This is a genomic window from Odoribacter sp. N54.MGS-14 (assembly GCF_000980295.1).
Taxonomy (GTDB): Bacteria; Bacteroidota; Bacteroidia; order Bacteroidales; family Marinifilaceae; genus Odoribacter; species Odoribacter splanchnicus.
On the sequence record NZ_LARL01000021.1, the window covers coordinates 23,105 to 43,565 of the forward strand.

Consider the following 20,461-nt stretch of genomic DNA (forward strand, 5'->3'; position numbering starts at 1 on the left):
CGCATAATTTAATGTCAAACCTATATGATATCTAACCTATATACGGCAAAGGAACGGGACGGTTTGTTTTTGTTAAAAAAATTTTCTCTGCGCTTTATTTTTGTTTAAATAACCATTTATCGTCTTGAATCTGAAGTTCATAAATTTTGTCATTACCTCCGTCAGTAGTCGAATCGGCATCGGCATCCTCTGTTTTAGCTTTGTGTCTCAGATCATCCAAGGCCGATTTATAGCGGGATTTTTCCTCTGTGGTCAGCGAAGGCATATCATTGATCCGGTCAGAAATAAACTGCATCAGTTTTTCATTGTTGCAAATATTCAGATTACAGGCTAATCCGGCTTCCCGTATGGTTTCATTAAACTGAAGTAACATCTGATCCACCCTCTTTTTATCCGCTTTCCAATATCCTTTCCTGACCGTCTCGAGCAGACGGGCAAGTATCGACTGATAGGCATATAAATTGCCGCTCTTCTTAAACCGTTCTTTTATATCCAGTCGATATTTATCCATGACATAAGTATCATAGATTTGATTCCAGTCGTTATCGCTAACCGATTCCGGTAATGTGGCCTCCCAGCCCCAAAGATTAAAAACCATTTTATTGATAAAACGGGCACCGGCATATCCCTCGTCCACCATCGCATCCACCCATTTGGGATTCAGATAACGGGTCTTCAGTTCACGTCCCAGAAATTTCTCGAGTGTCTCCTGTCCCGGAGCCGAAGGATCGACCAGATTCGTCAGCATGACCACCGGTGATTTCCCGTCGATCGTCCGAACGGCCAAACCGGTAGCACCGAGGTACTGAAACATATCGTCATTATCCAGCAAAGCATACAGATTCGAAGTCCTGCTGTGTAAAGCCACCCTGGTGCCCGACAAAGCATTTTTAAATACAGTTTTCGAAAAGCCTTTCGGTAAATAGGTATATTCGTCCTCTACTTTCGTTCCCCAAAATCCCTGGCCATACAAATGACTCATCTTGTCAAAATAAACTTCCGCCACGTCCTTTTCATCCTCCCAGGTTCCCGAAGCCTGCACCGTCCCACTAACCCCGGTGCCATAAGCACCCGAAGGGGTCGTAAACAAACGTACCGAAGCGATGCGCCGGGCCAGCGAATCTTCCTGAACCCCCAGTTGTTTCAACTTATCTTCAGATTCAAGGATATGTTCCCGGACAAAATTATCTTTTTCATCGGCACTTCTGGCCAGGCTGACTGCCTTATCCAGCAGAGCCATCAATTCGGGAAAAATATCCCTGTATAATCCCGATGGAGCAAAAACGACATCTACTCTCGGACGTTTCAACTCATGCTGCGGAATCAATTCCAGACCGATAACCTGATTGGAAGCATTATAAACAGGTCTCACACCAAGTAAGCTTAAAGCCTGGGCTTCCATCGTACCTTCATTCCGGATACACTCCACCGCCCACAAATTTATGGTCACTTTAGGAGGACACTCCCCGTTGTGTTCGGCCTTATACTGTTCTATCAGCTCCTCTGCCAATTGCTCTCCCAACCGACAAGTCATTCTGGAAGGAATCAGTCTCGGATCGAAAGCAAAAAAGTTTTTACCTGTAGGCAGAGCACCCGGATTCCGGATCGGGTCGTTTCCTGTTCCTGCCCGGACATACTTTCCATTCAAAGCCCGGATAAAAGCATCCAATTCTTCTTTCCCCGATTTTGCGATATTCTTTTGTACCTGCTCCCTGAAAAGTTCCAAATCTTTTCCCATCAAATCCTTTTGCATTGATACAATAGCTTCCGTTGTCGCTTTCGTATAAGCCTCATCAGGGGATACACCGAAAGTGTGCAAGCCGAAAGGGGTTTTATTTTCTTCTATCTCTTTCAGATAATCGTCGATATCTTCCAGATTCTGATCCGTTATGGTATCCAGCTTCAAATCCTTATCCAGTCCGAGTGTTTTTATCCGAAGAACCAGATCCCTGAATTGCGCCATCGACGAGATCGGGCTTTTGCTTTTTTGATCATAGTATTTAGATATGCCACTTTTCAAATCCCGCAATTCCGGATTTAAAGAAGCCTTATCGAAAGGAGGAGTCATGTGGTCGATAATCACGGCCTGTCCCCTTCTTTTCGCCTGCAGGCCTTCACCCACATTATCCACAATATACGGATAAATATTAGGTACATCCATGATCAGCGCTTCGGGATAATCATCGGGACCGAGTCCGGCTTCTTTTCCGGGCAACCACTCATGCGTGCCGTGAGTACCGATATGCACCAGTGCATCTGCGTGAAAGCCATACTTCAAAAAAAGATAATAAGCCAGATACTGATGAGGGGGAGGAACCAGAGGATCGTGATATAAACTCTTCGCATTGTCTTCCCATCCCCGGGGAGGTTGAGGTGTCAGTATGATATTTCCGTATTTCACCACCGGGATCACAAAATAAGATTTCCCGGAAGAATCTTTCCAAACCATCAGTTCAGACTCTTCGGGTTTTCCCCATTTGTTCTCCATTTCCGTCCTAATCTTCAACGATAACTTATCGTACCATTCTTTGTACACTTCCATCGGTACCAATACAGGATCTCCTTTACGCACCAATTTATCCACCTCTGCAGGAGCCCAGGAACCGATATTCCTTCCATAGTCCATCACCCGGTTAAAAATAGCAGCACTGTCGATCGGCTGCCCGCCGGTATCATACCCCTCCTGCCGCATTCTCTGTAGGATAGATAAAATACTTCGGGGAAGTACATTCAGGTAGCTGGCCCCTATGTTTTCTTTTCCGGGAGGATAGCTGTAGTAAATCAGGGCCACTTTCTTTTCACGATTAGGCTTTGTCTGCAGGTTATGGATATTCTTTATACGCCCGAGCAGCGTTTCCATCTGATAACCGATCATATTCTTAATCCGGATATTATGATCGAAATCGTCGAATACGACAGCAACAGAAGGTTCGATATAACCGGCTAATTCGGGTATAGCCACCAAATTCGACCGATTGTAAATATCTATTCCGACTAAAGATTTTTCCCAATCTTTTTGATTCGTACTCAGTATAATCCCATTGATCACCGGCACTCCTAATTTTTCCAGTACCACCCTTTCCTGCTCAGGCCTTGTATTATACCAACATCCCAGATTCAAGAGGGCACTCACGCGGGGAAGACTATCACAGGAAATAAAAAACCGTTCGATCACCTGTTCTTCGTGATGTCCCGGTTTTTGAGAGGTGAACACGGGTAATACATTAAAACCTTTCTCTTCGATATTCCGGATAAATACATCGATATACAAATACTGCGATTTGGTCAGATCGCTTCTCCCAATAATCAATCCGATCCAGGGAGCCTGGGTGTCGATATCGGTTCTCTCGGCTAAATAAGAACCGATATAGGTATGTAATTTTTTATTTCTATAGTTATATATTCCGGAAAGGGGAGTTTCTTCAATATCCTGATATTCACAATCGAAATGTAAATCTTTATTCAGTTTTTTCAGAACGATATTCATGATATTGTTTTCTCCTCCGCTTTTAAAAGCGGCCAATGTCCAGGGATCGAAACAGATCCCCCATTCCTGCAATTCGGCATCGTATTCATGGGATAAATTAAGCGCATAAACCTTCGCTCCGCGTTTCAAAGCAGACAACAGCTGAGGTTTAGCTTTAAAAACCAACCCATTATTATGCAAAGCGACGAATATCAGATCGGAATTTTCAAAAAAATCCATATCACTTTCGTGATAGTTGGAATAGATAAATTCCTTGAACTGACATTTCTCCGCTACCTCCGGATGCATTTTCGCCAGTAAATGCATGCTCCGGTTTACGCCGACCCAAAAACCGTCATCGATAAGAAAACTGACTTTGTTTTGGGCTGTCAAAGATAGCCCAAAACAAAGTGACAAAATAACAAAATAATACTTAATCCCTTTCATATCCCCATTATATATCCGTCATCAGCAATAAATACATGTCTTCAGATCAAAAAGTCATAGCAGCTCTTACCTGAAAATTCCGCCCAGGCATATTATAACCATCCTTTTCGGTATAATTTTCATCGAATAAATTGTTAATATTCAAACCGACCGACACATTCTCTACAAGCGGACAAGAGGCCGAGAAATCGAACACCATAAATTGCGGATGCTTAATCAGTTTATCAGCCCAATACCCGGGTTGGCTTTCACTTAACAAATCGTTCAATGTCGGACGATATTTATCACCGATAAAGTTTTTCTCGATGCGATGTCCGGCAAAACGTCCGTTCAGCCGCGCACTGAATCCTTTCTGATGCAAGAAATCGAGTCCGAAATTGGCATTCTGTTTCCGAACGGATAATGTTTTGTTCCATACTCCTTTAGTCTGATCCTGATAGGTAAACATCCAGGTCAGATTTCCATAAAGCTTCAAAGCAAAGTCACTATCGAACAGACGGCCGAAGTCATAAGAAGCCATAATTTCCATTCCACTTTTTTTTGCTTTATCGGCATTCTTGAACGTTTTGTACTTTTGTCCGCTTTCTTCATCGGTCCATGCCTCTTCCACAATCAGATCATCATTCCACGTATAAAAATAAGTAAAATCAAAATTTACCCCCAGTTCCGGCCGGCTGAATGTCAAACCGGCATCCAACGTACGGGATTTTTCAGGATCCAGATCAGGATTTCCTACGGTAAGCGTACCGCTGTACAAAAATTCTCCGGCTTTCTGATAAGCATCGGTCATGCTGAAAGCTGTACCGAAACTGGCATGGACGGCCATACCGCCGTATATATTGTATTTTGCGCCGATATTGGGATTGAAAGTGTTGTAACTTTCCGATTTCTCTTCATTCTCCAAACCAGGTGTTTTCCGAAGTTTAAAATCGATATAATCATAGCGCAATCCGACCGACAAGTCCAATTTTTCTTTAAATAATTTCAAGTTACTCTGCAGGAATATCCCCCAAGCCGTATTCCGGAAACGGGGTTGATAAGGTGCTTTAATCTCACCACGCGCTTTAAAACTGGTTATCTCACTGACTTCATTATTGTTATCGAATCCGAAAGCAATTCTTTGTTTGCCTAAAATCAGATTATCGTGTACTGTAAATCCATAAGTATTCAGTTCGTTACCCGAATACACATAAGCCGTATCGGTGTCTGCCGTATAAGTATCGGTCTTAGCTGTAGAGTAATGAGGAGCGAAAAACAAACTATGATTATTCACTTTTCCGTTGAGTTCCAATTTTTCGGTATACCGGGTGACATCTTTCTTTTTCAATCCGTTAGCCCCCCAGACATTTCCTCCCGTCGGCAGGTCCTTACCCACAAAAAAAATCTCGGTAAAATTCAAAGACCAGTTTTTCCCGAAATCATAACCGATACGGCCTTTACCGGCGATACCGCTATGCCGAGAGCCATTCATTTTAATACCATAAGTATCTTTACCGAGGATAGCTTTATCCGTTGCCGACATATGCAAGAGATTATGGTCTCCGATCTTATAGTTTCGTGCCTGAGCAGTATAATCGAAAGAGGCATCGAAAGAAAGCCCCCGGTAGATCCGTCCACCGACATGAAAAGCCCCTTTGGAAGTTTGATAACTTCCGGCTGCAACTTTGATTCCTCCGGTGAGTTTATCCTTATTCCGTTTGGTGACGATGTTCACCACTCCACCCATCGCATCCGAACCATACATGGCGGAGAAAGGGCCTTTCAGTACTTCCACCTGCTCTACATCGCCTAAAGAAAGTGTCGCCATATTGGTAGTACCGGCCGGTACTCCATCGATCAGGACTGTCGTATATTTTCCTTCTGTCGGTTTGAATCCCCGAATACTGAAATAAGAATTATATCCCGGATATTCGATCACATCCACATTAACAAAATTTTTCAACAGGTCCGTCAGATTATTGATCCCCGAAGCTTCGATCTGCCGCTTGGTCACCACCTCTACCCTGTTCGGAAGATCTTTTAATAAAGCTCCGGTTTTAGTCGCATGGATCATCACCTCCTCCAAATCTATCCGACGCATGGAATCGGTTTTTATAGTTACAGGTTGCTCTGCATACATGCCCATACAGAACGTAAGGGCAAGAGAAGTTAAAATAAATTTCCTTTTCATCTTGAATTTGTTTTACACCGACATAAATTATTGTTTGCTAATCACATACAAGTTTATTCGTTGTAACAGCAGCAAAGCTACTCCCAACAAATTGAAAGTTTCCCCTCAAAAAACTTGCATAAATTCACCCCATTCATGTGCCACCGGCGCTTCCCCGTTTACCGGTAACATTTTGCATAATTCTAAATTCACCTGAAAAGAAATCATATTGCAGAATCCTGACTGGAAATTGTTTTCCGGCATAATCCCTGCCGTAAAGCACACCCTTTGTAAAAAAAATCAAGTCCGAATCGAGCAACCTTAATCCCCGAAGGTTTATCAATCATACATCATTTCGGCAGGTCTTCTGACTTACTCCAATCTTCAAACGCCCTTCCCATTCTTTCCAGAACAGTGGCTAAAGTATTGTTGAAGATTTTAGCAGAGCTTACAGCAGCGGGTCTGTCCAGGATTCTCACCTGATTCCCTTTTCATCACTTTTCCGTAGCAGCAGAATCGTGACACCAAAATCGGATGCAAAGATATCGATTTTTTTATTTTAAGAAGATACTTTTACGATATTTTCCAATTTTTCAGACAGACTGCGACCATATTCTTACAGGAGATCTGTATTTCCAGCCACCGGGGAGCCATTGACTGTAGCATGGTCTATGCGAGATTTTGTTCCGTTAACGATTCTTTCAGGGGGATATATCGTATGGCAGAAACAGGATGCAGGAAATAACGGATATGCTTGGTCATACGAAGGAAATTCGCTTTCTTTGTATGAAAACAGAACTATCATGGCGAAGTTTATCAATCCTTTTACAGATGTCGGATTCAAAATCATTTTCGGATAGGAAATGACAAAGGGTCTGCTGATCGACTTTCTGAACGATCTGTTGGTAGGTGAACGGCATATTCAGGATCGGTGTGTTCTTCATGAATTTCCGCCTGGGTGATTCTCCGGGCAAACTGTGTACGGACATCGTACTCTCCGACCGTAATACACACGAGGTATTTTCGGATAAACTACGCTTTATTTTCATCGAACTTCCGGCTTTTACGAATGAAGAAGAAGAATGTATAACTGATTTTGAACGCTGGATTTATGTATTAAAGAATATGGAAACACTAAACCGATTACCGTTTAAGGCCCGCAAAGCGGTGTTCGAAAAACTGGAAAAAATCATCGACTCGCATCACTGACAAAAGAAGAACGCGAAAAGTACGACGAAAGTATCAAGGTCTATCGCGACCAGTTAATGACAATCGCTTTCGCCAAAGAAAAGGGAATAGAGGAGGGGATGGAAAAAGGCCGGAAAGAAGTCGAAAAAAAGAAACAGCTGGAAATCGCCCGTAATATGAAAGCAAAAGGTTTTGCCGCAGAAGATATCAGTGAGCTGACCGGCCTTCCCGTCAAAGAAATTAAAGAACTTTAAATTATAGTTTTCCGACTGAATAAATCAATTCAGAAAACCGCATTTTATTTATATCTTTCTTTCAACCCTTCCCTTATCCGGTGCGGAAGTGTCCCCTTTGCGGGCTGCTACCGCTAAAAGGATTCCCAATACCACTCCCAACAAGGCAGCACACAATACCCGCATATTGCCGGGCAACAGAAAAGTGATGGTATGAGCCGGGAACCAGAAGAAAGGGATGGTTTTCTTAAAGACAAATCCCCACAACACCCTCCAATTCAAACTGCTCATGATCCCTCCCATATCCAGTGGTGTGAAGAAACCACGGAGTGTACCGCCGTGCATCAGAATATGGGTATCCGTAATTTTATGCAGCGTCATAAATACCGGAGCGAAAATGGTATTCATACTCACCGACACGGCAAAAGCCACCCCTACTTTAGCCCAGCACAATCCCGGTGCATGAAAAACCGCCGGAGCCTCCTGCATGCCAAGGTATTGCAAAAATGCCGGAGTACCATTCGAAAAAATAACCATCGCCATATTAATGCCCATCCCCAATATCCCCCATACAAACATCCGGGGCAAAACCCCGAATCCTTTCCGGCAATACACGCCGGCACTAATCCGCAAGCCGATCATCTCTCCCAAAGTCGACAAGATGGCAAATTTCAGGAAACTCATGATCATGCCATGAGCCGCATTAAAAGCATGATACCATTCGTAAACAGGCCGGCAGATAAAAAAGGGTAGCAGCAAAACCGCTACCCCCAGTATAAAAATAAAGTCTTGTTTTTTCATTTTTCAATCCGGATACGGGCATCCACCGCCACCACATTTTCTTTATTACCGAGTAATGGATTCAGGTCCATCTCAAAAATTTCAGGAGCCACTTTCACTAACATGGACACCCTCGACACGGCTTCGGCGAATTTTTGTTCGTTCACCGGTTCTTGTCCCCGTACTCCCTGAATGATCTTATACGATTTCAAACTACGGATCATATCCAAAGCTTCCGGTTGGGCAATCGGAGCCAAGCCTGCTTTCACATCTTTCAATACCTCGATAAAGATACCTCCTAATCCGCACAACACCATATGTCCGAATTTATCTTCCCGTTTAGCCCCGATAAACACTTCGGTCCCGGACAACTGCTGAGCCAGCATGACGGCATGCGTGTCTTTGATCTGCATCATCCGACGGAATTCGCTGCGTACCGTCGCTTCGTCCCTTACGTTGAGGGTTACCCCACCGACATCGGATTTATGGACAGGTCCTACTACTTTCATCACTAACGGGAAACCGATCTGACGGGCCAAACCGACAATTTCTTCCTCTTTATCGGCCACTCCTTCTTTTGCCCGGGCAATACCGGCAGCATCCAGCAATTCATGGATCTGTTCAGGTGACAGATAGCCGTTTTCAGCCTGATCGACGACAGCCCGGATCCGTTTCCGGTCTACTTCCGGCAATTCGGGCTCGGCAGGTTGCGGAGCAGGAGTACGGTATATTTTACACAAAGCATTACCAAAATTCACTTCATAGGGGAAGTAAACGCCACCTTTCCTTACAAACTCGTCGATTTCCTCTTTCACCACCATCGAAGAGGGGAATATGGGATAAATCGGTTTCGGGGAAGTAGCTATTTTTTCACGTAATACTTCATATACATCGAAAACGGGGAAAAGCCCGGGACTACCGAAGATCACTGCAATACCGTCGATATTATCGAAATCGCGGTTACAGGCATCCAGGATAATTCCCAATTGTTCAGCTGTTCCTGTCGCTAAAAAGTCAATGGGATTACCTACAGAAGATCCGTTAAACAACTGTCCCAGCAATGCTTCAGCCTTCGGTCCTTCCAAATGAGGAATTTCCATTCCCCCGTCCGACAAGGCATCTGTCAGCATTACGGCCGGTCCTCCGGCATGGGTTACGATAGCCATATTCTTTCCCTTCAATTCTGGATAGTTAAAAATAGCCGCCACCGTGGCCAGTTCATCCCGCCCGTTACACCGTACGATACCGGCTTTCCGGAACAAAGCTTCCACGGCTACATCCGAGCTGGCCAAAGCTCCGGTATGCGACGAAGCAGCACGGCTTCCGGCAGCGGAACCGCCTGATTTGATCGCAGCGATACGACAACCTTTCCGGATCAGTGAGGAAGCATGCTTCAATAATTTTTCCGGTTTATCGATACTCTCTACATACATCAATTTAATCCGTGAACTTGTCTCAGGATCGAAAGATTCGTCCCAATATTCCAGGACCTCTTCCACGCCTAACTGGGCAGAATTACCGACTGAAAATACACTCGAAAATTTTACACCTTTCTGCATACCGGCATCCATAATGAAAAGTGCCGTTGCTCCCGAGCCCGATACGAAATCTACTCCTTTCGGATCCAATTTCGGTATAGGGGTCGTGAATACCCCATTGTAGTTCGTTGTCAATACACCGATACAATTCGGGCCGATCAAAGCTCCCCCGACAGAATCGATCGTTTCTACAATTTGTTTTTCCAATGCTTTCCCTTCTGCATTCTCTTCACTAAATCCGGCAGACAGAATGATAAATGCCCGGGTATTTTTTTGTTTCGCCAGCATCTCTACCGTCGACGGACAGAATTTGGCAGCGATGGCCAGGATAGCGCAATCCACTTCCGGCAAATCTTTCACGTCCCGGTAGGATTTGATACCTTGTACTTCATCCATTTTCGGATTCACCACATATAAACTCCCTTTAAAATGTCCATCGATCAAATTCTTCAATACCTTACCACCCGGTTTCTGAATATCGTCCGATCCTCCAACCACCACAATGCTGGAAGGATTTAGCAATTGTTTATTAATCATATCTTCCGAATTTTACTATAAAATTCACTATTCAATTTTATCAATTATATATTATTGAAAAACTTCAAAAATTCCCCTACTTTAGTGACCATATTTTTTGAGCCGGTATAAAAAGGTATCCGTTGGTGGATATTTTCAGGGGTCATGTCCAATATCCGGTTTCCGCCATCCGTAGCCAATCCTCCGGCTTGCTCGGCAATAAATGCAATCGGATTACATTCGTACAACAGACGCAGTTTTCCTGTCGGATGGCTATTGGTTTCGGGATAAATAAAAATACCTCCCTTCAATAAATTCCGGTGGAAATCGGCCACCAGAGAACCGATATAACGCGAAGTATAAGGACGCTTGGTTTTCTTATCGGTTTCCTGGCAATACTTTATATATTTTTTCACTCCCACCGGAAATTTCTCATAATTTCCTTCGTTTATAGAATAAATAAAACCATTTTCCGGTGTTTTAATATTCGGATGTGAAAGACAGAACTCCCCGATAGAAGGGTCCAGCGTAAAACCGTTCACTCCGTTGCCGGCCGTATATACCAACATCGTAGAAGAGCCATAAATAACGTAACCGGCAGCAACCTGGTCACAACCTTGCTGTAAAAAGTCATCGATATTCGCAACTTCGCCCAGCGGAGATTTGCGGCGGTAAACAGAAAAAATAGTACCGATAGAGACATTCACGTCGATATTCGAAGAGCCATCCAGCGGATCCATACAAAAGATATATTTCGCATCACGGCTCAATCCATCGTCAAAAACAATGATATCCTGATTTTCTTCTGAAGCAACACCGCAACATTCACCACTGGCTTTCAGTTCCGACAAAAAAGTCTCATTGGCATAAATGTCCAGTTTTTGCTGGTCTTCACCTTGTACATTCTCGGAGCCGGCACGCCCCAGAATATCCACTAAACCAGCCTTATTCACCTCCCGGTTGACTTTTTTGGCTGCAATACCTACGTGATGTAACAAACAAGAAAAACCCCCTGTTGCCTGAGGTACTCCTGCCTGCTGTTCGATAATAAACTGATTTAAGGTTGTAACTTTATTCATTGATTCTGATTCTATTTGTTATTAGATGCAAATATAAAATGATAAATCGTAATACACAAACGTTTTCATGAAATTAGTATTCCCTCAGAATCACAGATTTTTTGAAAATCAAATAAGTTTTCATTCAATCCGAATTGATTCCACATTATTATTCAATTTTAATATCTAAATTAGCGCCATGAATTAATTATCGTGTTTAAATTTAAACGCAATGAACGTATATAAGTTTGGTGGCGCTTCCGTTAAAGATGCCGAAGGTGTAAAAAATTTATTTAAAATCATCAATACCCAGCGGGAAAATTTAATCATTGTCGTATCGGCGATGGGAAAAATGACCGATGCCCTGGAAGTTTTGTGTAATTCTTATTTCGGGAAAACCGGTAATATTGCAGAGGTTTTTCAGCGCATTCAAGATTTCCATCAGCAGATTATCCGGGATCTTTTCGGTTCTGCCGACAGTGAAGTAAATGCCCGGGTAGAAGCCCTGTATCAGGAATTGGACACTATCCTAAAAAGTGATCCTTCCCTCTGTTACGATTATGAATACGACCGGATCATCTGTTTCGGTGAATTGCTCTCGACAACAATCATTGCCTCCTATCTCGAGAAACAAGGGCGAAAAGCCAAGTTTACCGATATCCGTAAATGTCTGATTACCGACCAAAACTACCGGAATGCTTGTGTAGATATCGAATTATCGGCTCAGTTGTGCCGGAAGACATTCAATTTTCAGGATACATTTATGTATATCACGCAGGGATTCATTGCCGGAACGACGACCAATCAAACGACCACCCTGGGGCGTGAAGGTTCGGACTATACCGCAGCCCTTTTGGCCAATTTGCTGGATGCCGAAGATGTTACCATTTGGAAAGACGTGCCCGGTATTATGAATGCCGATCCCAAAATATATGAAAATACAGAAATTATCAGTAAGCTATCCTATAAAGAAGCGATCGAGCTATCGAACTGCGGAGCGAAAGTAATTCATCCGAAAACCATCAAACCGTTGCAAAATAAAGGGATTCCGTTATTCGTAAGATCTTTCCTTTACCCGGAAAGTCATGGTTCGGTGATCCGGGAATTGGACGAGAAATTGAAATTACCTCCGATTTATATCAATAAAGGAGATCAGTTATTACTGACTCTTTCCCCCCGGGATTTTTCTTTTATAGCAGAAGAAAAACTGAGCCGTATTTTCGCTACGTTAGCCAAATACAGACTCCGCCTTAACCTGATGCAAAATTCAGCAATCACATTCTCTTTTTGCATCGACTATAATGAAGCGATTTTTGAAAGTTTCATCGATGAACTCCATGACGAATACGAAGTACTCTACAACAAAAATGTGCGTTTACTGACGATTCGCCATTACAATGAAGACATCATCCAACAGCTGACCAGCCATAAAAATGTGTTGGTAGAACAACGCAGCCGTTTAACAGCCCGTTTTGTCGTAGCCGACAATTAAAACGATCCTGCCAATGAAAAAACTATCTATCATCATACCTGCCTATAATGAGGAACGTTCGATTTCCCAAATTCTCGGAAAAATACATCAGACCCGATTGATTGGAGAAACAGAAAAAGAGATCCTCATTATCGACGACGGTTCAAAAGATAGTACGGCTGAAAAATGCCGGCAATTCATGCAGGCCCACCCTGATCTGGATATACATTATCACCTCCAGCCTTTCAATCAGGGGAAAGGAGCAGCGTTGAGAACAGGCATAGCATTAGCGACAGGGGATTGGATCATCATTCAGGATGCAGACCTGGAATATGACCCCGAAGATTATAATCCTTTATTACAATGGGTGATCGAAAACGATGCAAAAGTAGTCTATGGTTCCCGTTTTCTGAAACCTTCGAACAAACATTCTTACCTGCGTTTTTATTTAGGCGGAAGGTTAGTCACTTTTGTCACGAATCTCTTATACGGCCAACATCTGACAGACGAACCGACCTGTTATAAATTCTTCGATGCACAATTTTTAAAATCCATTCCATTAAAATGCCAGGGATTTGAATTTTGTCCGGAAGTAACGGCAAAAGTTTGTAAGCAAGGAATCAAAATTCACGAAATACCGATCAATTACTATCCACGTAGCATCGCCGAAGGAAAAAAAATAAATTGGAAAGATGGTCTGGAAGCCATCTGGACTCTGTTAAAATATCGTTTTAAAAACTAATAGGATGGAGAAAAAAACAAATTATTCAATTCAGACGCTACTAGACAGTCGTTCCTTTTTATATGTCTTATTATTCATCGTTACGATCTGTTTTGTGAGCACTTATACTAAGATTTACGATGTAAAACTGGATATGAACGGAGATAATATCCATTATTATGCTTTGGGAAAAGCGCTGGCAGAAGGTAAAGGATTTACCAACACCATTTCTTTTTCTGAAACTCCACATACTCATTTCCCGCCAGGATATCCGGTTTTTGTTGCCGGAGTGATGAAATTTTTTCCGGATAATATCAATGCCGTAAAAATAGCAAACGGTATCTTGCTTTATGCCGCTATCTTGCTGCTTTTCTTTTTATTGAAAAAAATATCGGGAAGTATCATCGTTGCTTTCCTGACTTGTATGTTTTGTTCTATCCATGCAGAGATATTGCGGTATGCCACGATCATGATGAGTGAAATGCTTTTCCTGTTTTGTAGCGTGGCAGCAATCTTCTTGATGCTGAGCATAAAACCGGAACAACTTTTTACCAAAAAAGGGGTACGGGATACGGTTTTGCTCGTTCTTCTTCTGTTCCTGGTCAACTATATCTATTTTGTCCGGACTATGGGCACTTCACTTATTCTGGCAATTATCATTTATAGCGGTATACTCTTTTTCAAACGGTGTTATGCTCTGTACAAAAACAGAAAAAACCTGGAAGAATCCTCGTTCCGGAAAACTTTTTTCCAACAGCTACTGAGATACGGATTATTGTTCGTATTACTGACCGGTTCGTTCTGGGGTACGAAAATGGCCTGGGACGTACGGAACAAAAACGTCGGCAAAACAAGCAACGATTACATCAAAGACTTTATGAAAAAACCGAATGGACAAACGATGGCCAATTGGGACGACTGGAAAAACCGGATTACCGATAATTTCGGATCCTATTTGAACAAATGGCTGCCCAACGCCATTTTGAATACCCCCTATAATCTGACTGCCAAATCTTCCGGGGGAGAAATCTTCCGGGGGATGCTGATCGCATTTCTGATCATTTTCGGTCTCATCAAATTGCCCAAAGGCGGATTACTCCTGTTTCTCTATTTGGGTGCAACCATGGCAGTCCTGCTCGTATGGCCGGAACAATACGGCGGTCTTCGCTATTTCATCGCCGCTATTCCTTTTTTCATCTTCCTGTTTTTCTACGGTATAAATGCGGTGATTCTTTATCTGGGTAAACGCCGGAGAAAAAATATTCCGGTATTCTTACCGGCTGCCTGCATGATTATCTTTGCCCTGATTTTCATGTTTCCTGCCTATTCCCAGGCTTTGGTCGAAAAAAAGCAGCTGGCGAAATACAAAACCTGGAGTCCTGAAATTGCCGGAAATGCTTTTGCAGAATTTACAGCCGCCATGCAATGGTGCGGGAAAAATCTTCCCGATAGCGCACGGGTGATTTGCCGGAAACCGGAAATATTCTTTATGTACTCAGGAGGGAAAAAATGCGGTAGTTTTTCCCAATACGGAAAACCGGAAGATATCCTGCAACAGCTGACCGATCAAAAAGCCACCCATGTCATCATCGACCATTGGTTTCGGCATGCCTACTATACGTTGTATCCGTTGATCTCGACACATTATCCGGAAAAATTCAAGTTCGTCGGCAAGTTTGAAAGCCGGGGAGCCCAACAGGAACCCCCGACTCTTATTTTCGAATTTCATCCCGACTGGACTAAGCCTGAAACAAATGCACAATAATTTTATCTGATTATAAAAGAGAACTATATCAATTTCCATTCAAAAATGATATATTTGCACTTTGTTTTTATAAAAGTGCACAACAAGGTGTGTCATTTACTATTGCAAATATAAAAATCACCTATAATGAACGAGAAATTTCCTGAATACAAAGGCCTGGATCTTTCTGAGGTAAACAAAGAGATATTAAAAACCTGGGAAGAAAACAAGACTTTCGAAATGAGTTTGAAGACACGGGAAGGTCACCCTTCATTCGTTTTCTATGAAGGTCCTCCTTCAGCGAACGGCATGCCCGGAATCCATCATGTGATGGCCAGAACCATTAAGGATGTCATCTGCCGTTATAAAACTCTGCAAGGATTTTTAGTAGAACGTAAAGCAGGCTGGGATACGCATGGCCTCCCTGTAGAACTTGGTGTAGAAAAAAAATTAGGAATCACCAAAGAAGCTATCGGTAAAACGATCAGCGTCGTGGAATATAACAAAGAATGTCGTGCAGATGTCATGAAATTCACAAAAGAATGGGAAGATCTGACAAAGCAAATGGGATATTGGGTAGACATGAAAAATCCCTATATCACTTATGACAACCGATATATCGAAACATTATGGTACCTATTGAAGAAATTGTATGAAAAAGGATTTCTTTATAAAGGTTATACCATACAGCCTTATTCTCCGGCTGCAGGTACCGGTCTGAGTACACACGAACTGAACCAACCGGGATGTTACCGGGATGTAAAGGATACGACTTGTGTCGCCCAATTCAAGGTAATCCGGGACGAAAAATCCGAAAAGCTGTTTGCCGACAGCGAAGCGGTATATATCCTGGCGTGGACAACTACACCCTGGACTTTGCCTTCCAATACCGCCCTGGCTGTAGGACCCAATATCACTTATTATGTCGTAAAGACTTATAATCCTTATACCTACCTTCCGGTGACCGTCGTTTTGGCCAAAGATCGGTTCAATGCCTATTTCAATCCCAAAGCTGAAAATTTGGCCCTGGAAGATTATCAGGCAGGAGATAAATTGATTCCTTATCGAAAAGTCGGAGAATTCAAAGGTCCGGAACTCGAAGGTATCCGTTATGAACAGCTGATGCCCTGGATGCGTCCCGAAGGAGATGCGTTCCGGGTGATTCTCGGGGATTATGTGAGTACAGAAGACGGAACCGGCATCGTACATATCGCTCCGACTTTCGGTGCCGACGACGACCGGGTTGCCAAACAAGCCGGAATCGCTCCGATGTTATTGGTCGACAAAGACGGTAATAAACAACCGATGGTCGATAAACGCGGACGTTTTTTCGTTTTGGAAGAAATCGATCCCGAGTTTGTAAAGAACCATGTCAATACCGAACTTTACAGTGAGTATGCCGGCCGGTTTGTCAAAAACGCTTATGACCCGCAACTGACTGAAGAAGATACCACCCTTGACATCGACCTGTCTGTCATGTTGAAAAAAGAAAATAAAGCATTCAAGGTCGAGAAACAGGAACACAATTATCCGCATTGCTGGCGTACCGATAAACCGGTATTGTACTATCCTTTGGATTCATGGTTTATCAAAACTACCGCTGTACGTGAACGGATGATCGAACTCAACAAGACAATCAACTGGAAACCAGCCAGTACGGGCGAAGGCCGGTTTGGGAAATGGCTGGAAAATCTGGTCGACTGGAACCTTTCGCGTTCACGTTACTGGGGCACTCCGCTCCCCATCTGGGTAAGTGAAGACGGCACAGAAAAGAAATGTATCGGTTCAGTAGCCGAACTAATTGAAGAGATCGAAAAATCGATCCAGGCCGGCTTTATGCAGGAAAATCCTTATCAGGGATTTATTGCCGGTGATTATTCTAAAGAGAATTACGATAAAATAGATTTGCATCGTCCTTATGTCGACCATATCATTTTGGTGTCAGACAGCGGACAAAAAATGTACCGGGAAAAAGATCTGATCGACGTGTGGTTCGACTCAGGTGCTATGCCTTATGCTCAGCTTCATTATCCATTCGAACATCGCGAAGATATCGATCAGAAGCTGCGCTTCCCGGCAGACTTTATCGCCGAAGGTGTCGATCAGACCCGGGGCTGGTTTTTCACCCTGCATGCCATCGCGACAATGGCTTTCGACTCAGTTGCCTTCAAGAACATCATTTCCAACGGACTGGTATTAGATGCCAAGGGTAATAAAATGTCCAAACGGCTCGGGAATGCAGTAGATCCTTTTTCTACGATAGCCACTTATGGATCGGACCCATTGCGTTGGTATATGATTACTAACTCGCAGCCTTGGGATAATCTGAAATTCGACATGGCGGGTATCGACGAGGTAAAACGTAAATTTTTCGGAACCCTCTACAATACCTACGGTTTCTTCGCTTTGTATGCCAATGTAGACCATTTCCGCTATGCTGAGGCAGAAGTTGCTATTGAAGAACGTCCGGAGATCGATCGTTGGATTCTGTCTTTACTGAATTCTCTGATCAAAGAAGTAACCGAAGCTTACGAAAAATACGAACCGACCAGGGCAGGCCGGGCTATTCAGGATTTCGTCATCGAAAATCTATCCAACTGGTATGTACGTTTATCCCGGAAAAGATATTGGGGAGGTGAATATTCCCAGGATAAGATTTCTGCTTATCAAACGCTGTATACTTGTCTGGAAACGATCGCTATTCTTTCGGCTCCGATCGCTCCGTTCTATATGGAAAAACTATTCGGTGACCTGAATAAAGTGACCGGACGGCATAGCGGAAGCGTACATTTGACCGATTTCCCGAAAGCCGACGAAAAATTGATCGATAATAAACTCGAAGAGAGAATGGAACTTGCCCAACAAATCTCTTCTATGGTGTTGGGATTGAGGAGAAAAGTTCAACTTCGCGTGCGTCAACCACTAAGTAAGCTCATCATACCGATTCTGAACGATCATATGATCCGGCAACTGGACGCTGTGAAAAATATCATTCTCTCGGAAGTCAATGTCAAGGAAATCGAATACATTACCGATACGACAGGTGTTTTAGTCAAGAAAATCAAACCGAATTTCAAGACTTTGGGACCGAAATACGGTAAATATATGAAGCAAATTTCCACTTTGATCGCCGCAATGGAACAAAGTGATATTTTCGATTTCGAGAAAAATGGCCGTTATCAACTGAATATCGGTAACGAATCGATCGATTTGAGCCTGGAAGATGTCGAAATATTGTCGGAAGATATCCCGGGTTGGTTAGTCGCCAATGAAGGACACCTGACGGTAGCTTTAGATATCAACGTAACTAAAGAATTGAAAGAAGAAGGAATTGCCCGGGAATTGATCAACCGGATTCAGAATCTTCGGAAAGAAAGTAATTTTGATGTTACGGATAAAATCACGTTAGCTATTGGCCGGCACAAAGAGATAAACGAAGCTGTTGAAAATTTTTCGCAATACATTGCCAGTCAGGTATTAGCCGAACATATCGAACTAACAGACGAGAAGGATAATAAGGCCAAGGATATCGAGATCGACGACATTCACACCTTTATCAAAATTGAAAGAATAAACTGAATAACGAAACCGGCGAACAATCCCACCGGTATTTCGTATGAAGAAACATCTGTAAAATTTTCAAATGTTGATGTTTTTTATTAATTTAGACAAAAACTTATAAGCTATGGCAGAGAAGACGAGATATTCGGATGAAGAGTTGCAGGAATTTAAGGAATTAATTCTGGAGAAACTCGATAAAGCAAGAAAAGACTATGACTTGCTGAAAGGTGTCATCTCGGGAAGTGACGGGAACGACATTGCGGACACTTGTCCTACATTCAAGGTACTGGAAGAAGGAGCCTCTGTTCTCTCTAAAGAAGAGGCCGGCCGTTTAGCTCAGAGACAAGCTAAATTTATCGCCCATTTGGAAGCAGCCTTAATTCGGATCGAAAATAAAACGTATGGTATTTGCCGGGCAACAGGTAAGCTGATTTCGAAAGAAAGATTACGCGCTGTTCCTCATGCCACGTTAAGCATAGAAGCCAAAGAAGGAAAAGAAAATTAATCATGACGTACCCCCGTACTTTTCAGTACAGGGGTACAATAGCTTTTAATACCGCCTTTTATGAGTGTGCGCAAAAAACTGATCATTTTCATCGCCGCCCTGCTAGTATTGGACCAGGCCGTAAAAATATGGATCAAGACCCATATGATGATTGGGGAAGAATTCACGGTCTTCAACTGGTTTAAAATTCTTTTCATCGAAAACAACGGCATGGCATTTGGCATGGAACTCGGAGATGGTAAGATCGGCAAGACCATTCTCAGCTTATTCCGCATCGTGGCTGTTATCGGAATCGGCTGGTATATTTTAAAACTCATCCGAGAAAAAGCCCCCACGGGAGTCCTTTTTTCCTTTGCCCTGATTTTTTGTGGAGCCATCGGTAATATATTCGACAGTCTGTTTTACGGCATGATTTTTAACGACAGCCATTATCAAGTCGCTACCTTATTTCCGAGCGAAGGAGGCTATTCCTCTTTTTTACATGGCAAAGTCGTAGATATGTTGTATTTCCCTCTTATCGAAGGAACCTTCCCGGATTGGTTTCCCATTTGGGGGGGCGAAAATTTTCTGTTTTTCCGTCCCGTTTTCAATTTTGCGGATTCTTATATCACCATCGGAGTCTTGATACTTATCCTTTTTTACCGGAAATTTTTCTCCGATAAAAAAGCCCCAACAAAAGCATAATTCATTTCCACCCGGAATAGATAGAAAACAATCGAGGGAGCCCTTCAGACGGGAGTTCCCTCGATTAGTTTACTATCTAAACATCCACTTTATTCTTTTCCAGTAAATGCCCAAGAAGATTTGTATGCCCAACGGGAAGGACAACGTTCAACAATCATCCGTATCCGTTCTGCCTGATTCACCGTAATTGAATTCCGGCGACTATAATTATCCATGATATTAAAAGAGGTAAACCACTCATATTCAGCATCAACATCTTCCCGATACAAACGGTTATTCTTATAGATACCCGAACTGTAGCCACTATAATAGGCATAAGTATCCGGACAATAATCATTATCACCGTTTACGAAAGTATTGTTGTCATCCTGATCGGTATAAAGCAAACCATAATACAAAC

General features: G+C 42.9%; 12 protein-coding genes, 2 pseudogenes and 1 riboswitch. Of the genes and pseudogenes, 8 read left to right on the forward strand and 6 right to left on the reverse strand.

The features are described from left to right. Positions 1-94: 94 nt before the first annotated feature. The gene (locus tag WS42_RS06490; RefSeq protein ID WP_118577283.1) at positions 95-3,913 is read right to left on the reverse strand and encodes a cobaltochelatase subunit CobN; all 3,819 of its coding nucleotides are present in this window, start codon (positions 3,911-3,913) and stop codon (positions 95-97) included. Positions 3,914-3,959: 46 nt separating this feature from the next. After that, entirely contained in the window at positions 3,960-6,083 is a 2,124-nt protein-coding gene (locus WS42_RS06495) for a TonB-dependent receptor plug domain-containing protein (RefSeq protein WP_022160779.1), read from the reverse strand. Between the two features lie 319 nt (positions 6,084-6,402). Next, positions 6,403-6,606, reverse strand: a riboswitch (cobalamin riboswitch). 127 nt (positions 6,607-6,733) lie between these two features. Between WS42_RS06495 and WS42_RS06500 the strand changes: the two genes are divergently transcribed. Beyond that, entirely contained in the window at positions 6,734-6,922 is a 189-nt protein-coding gene (locus WS42_RS06500) for a hypothetical protein (protein ID WP_046450873.1), read from the forward strand. Between the two features lie 3 nt (positions 6,923-6,925). Next, positions 6,926-7,504, forward strand: a pseudogene (locus WS42_RS06505) (Rpn family recombination-promoting nuclease/putative transposase). A gap of 48 nt (positions 7,505-7,552) precedes the next feature. Here the strand turns inward: WS42_RS06505 and WS42_RS06510 are convergent. Genes WS42_RS06510 through fbp form a run of 3 tightly spaced genes read right to left on the reverse strand, consistent with a single transcriptional unit; the run spans position 7,553 to position 11,396 of the window. Further along, positions 7,553-8,284 carry a hypothetical protein gene (locus tag WS42_RS06510; RefSeq protein WP_022160777.1) on the reverse strand — a complete coding sequence of 244 codons (732 nt, stop codon included), beginning with the start codon at positions 8,282-8,284 and terminating at the stop codon, positions 7,553-7,555. Beyond that, positions 8,281-10,338 (reverse strand): acetate--CoA ligase family protein, encoded by a 2,058-nt coding sequence (locus WS42_RS06515; protein WP_046450874.1) that lies wholly within the window; start codon positions 10,336-10,338, stop codon positions 8,281-8,283. Before WS42_RS06515 ends, WS42_RS06510 begins: the two co-directional genes overlap by 4 nt. Before the next feature lie 44 nt (positions 10,339-10,382). Beyond that, on the reverse strand, positions 10,383-11,396 hold the full coding sequence (gene fbp, locus WS42_RS06520) for a class 1 fructose-bisphosphatase (RefSeq protein WP_013612658.1): 1,014 nt from the start codon (positions 11,394-11,396) through the stop codon (positions 10,383-10,385). A gap of 211 nt (positions 11,397-11,607) precedes the next feature. On the opposite strand from fbp, the gene WS42_RS06525 reads away from it, so the two are divergent. The 6 genes from WS42_RS06525 (at position 11,608) to WS42_RS06550 (ending at position 20,061) form a co-directional block, all read left to right on the forward strand. After that, positions 11,608-12,867, forward strand: a complete 1,260-nt coding sequence (locus WS42_RS06525; protein WP_022160775.1) for an aspartate kinase — start codon at positions 11,608-11,610, stop codon at positions 12,865-12,867. Between the two features lie 13 nt (positions 12,868-12,880). Further along, entirely contained in the window at positions 12,881-13,588 is a 708-nt protein-coding gene (locus WS42_RS06530; RefSeq protein ID WP_022160774.1) for a glycosyltransferase family 2 protein, read from the forward strand. 4 nt (positions 13,589-13,592) lie between these two features. Next, the gene (locus WS42_RS06535; protein ID WP_022160773.1) at positions 13,593-15,332 is read left to right on the forward strand and encodes a hypothetical protein; all 1,740 of its coding nucleotides are present in this window, start codon (positions 13,593-13,595) and stop codon (positions 15,330-15,332) included. 126 nt (positions 15,333-15,458) lie between these two features. Beyond that, a complete protein-coding gene (gene ileS / locus WS42_RS06540; RefSeq protein ID WP_046450875.1) occupies positions 15,459-18,890 on the forward strand; it encodes an isoleucine--tRNA ligase in 3,432 nt (1,143 codons plus the stop codon). Between the two features lie 106 nt (positions 18,891-18,996). After that, positions 18,997-19,377 (forward strand): TraR/DksA family transcriptional regulator, encoded by a 381-nt coding sequence (locus tag WS42_RS06545; RefSeq protein ID WP_022160771.1) that lies wholly within the window; start codon positions 18,997-18,999, stop codon positions 19,375-19,377. A gap of 60 nt (positions 19,378-19,437) precedes the next feature. After that, complete coding sequence (locus WS42_RS06550) at positions 19,438-20,061, forward strand: lipoprotein signal peptidase (RefSeq protein ID WP_022160770.1); 624 nt, start codon at positions 19,438-19,440, stop codon at positions 20,059-20,061. A gap of 89 nt (positions 20,062-20,150) precedes the next feature. On the opposite strand, the pseudogene WS42_RS06555 reads toward WS42_RS06550, so the two are convergent. Further along, a pseudogene (locus WS42_RS06555) lies at positions 20,151-20,461 on the reverse strand (hypothetical protein); the annotation flags it as partial.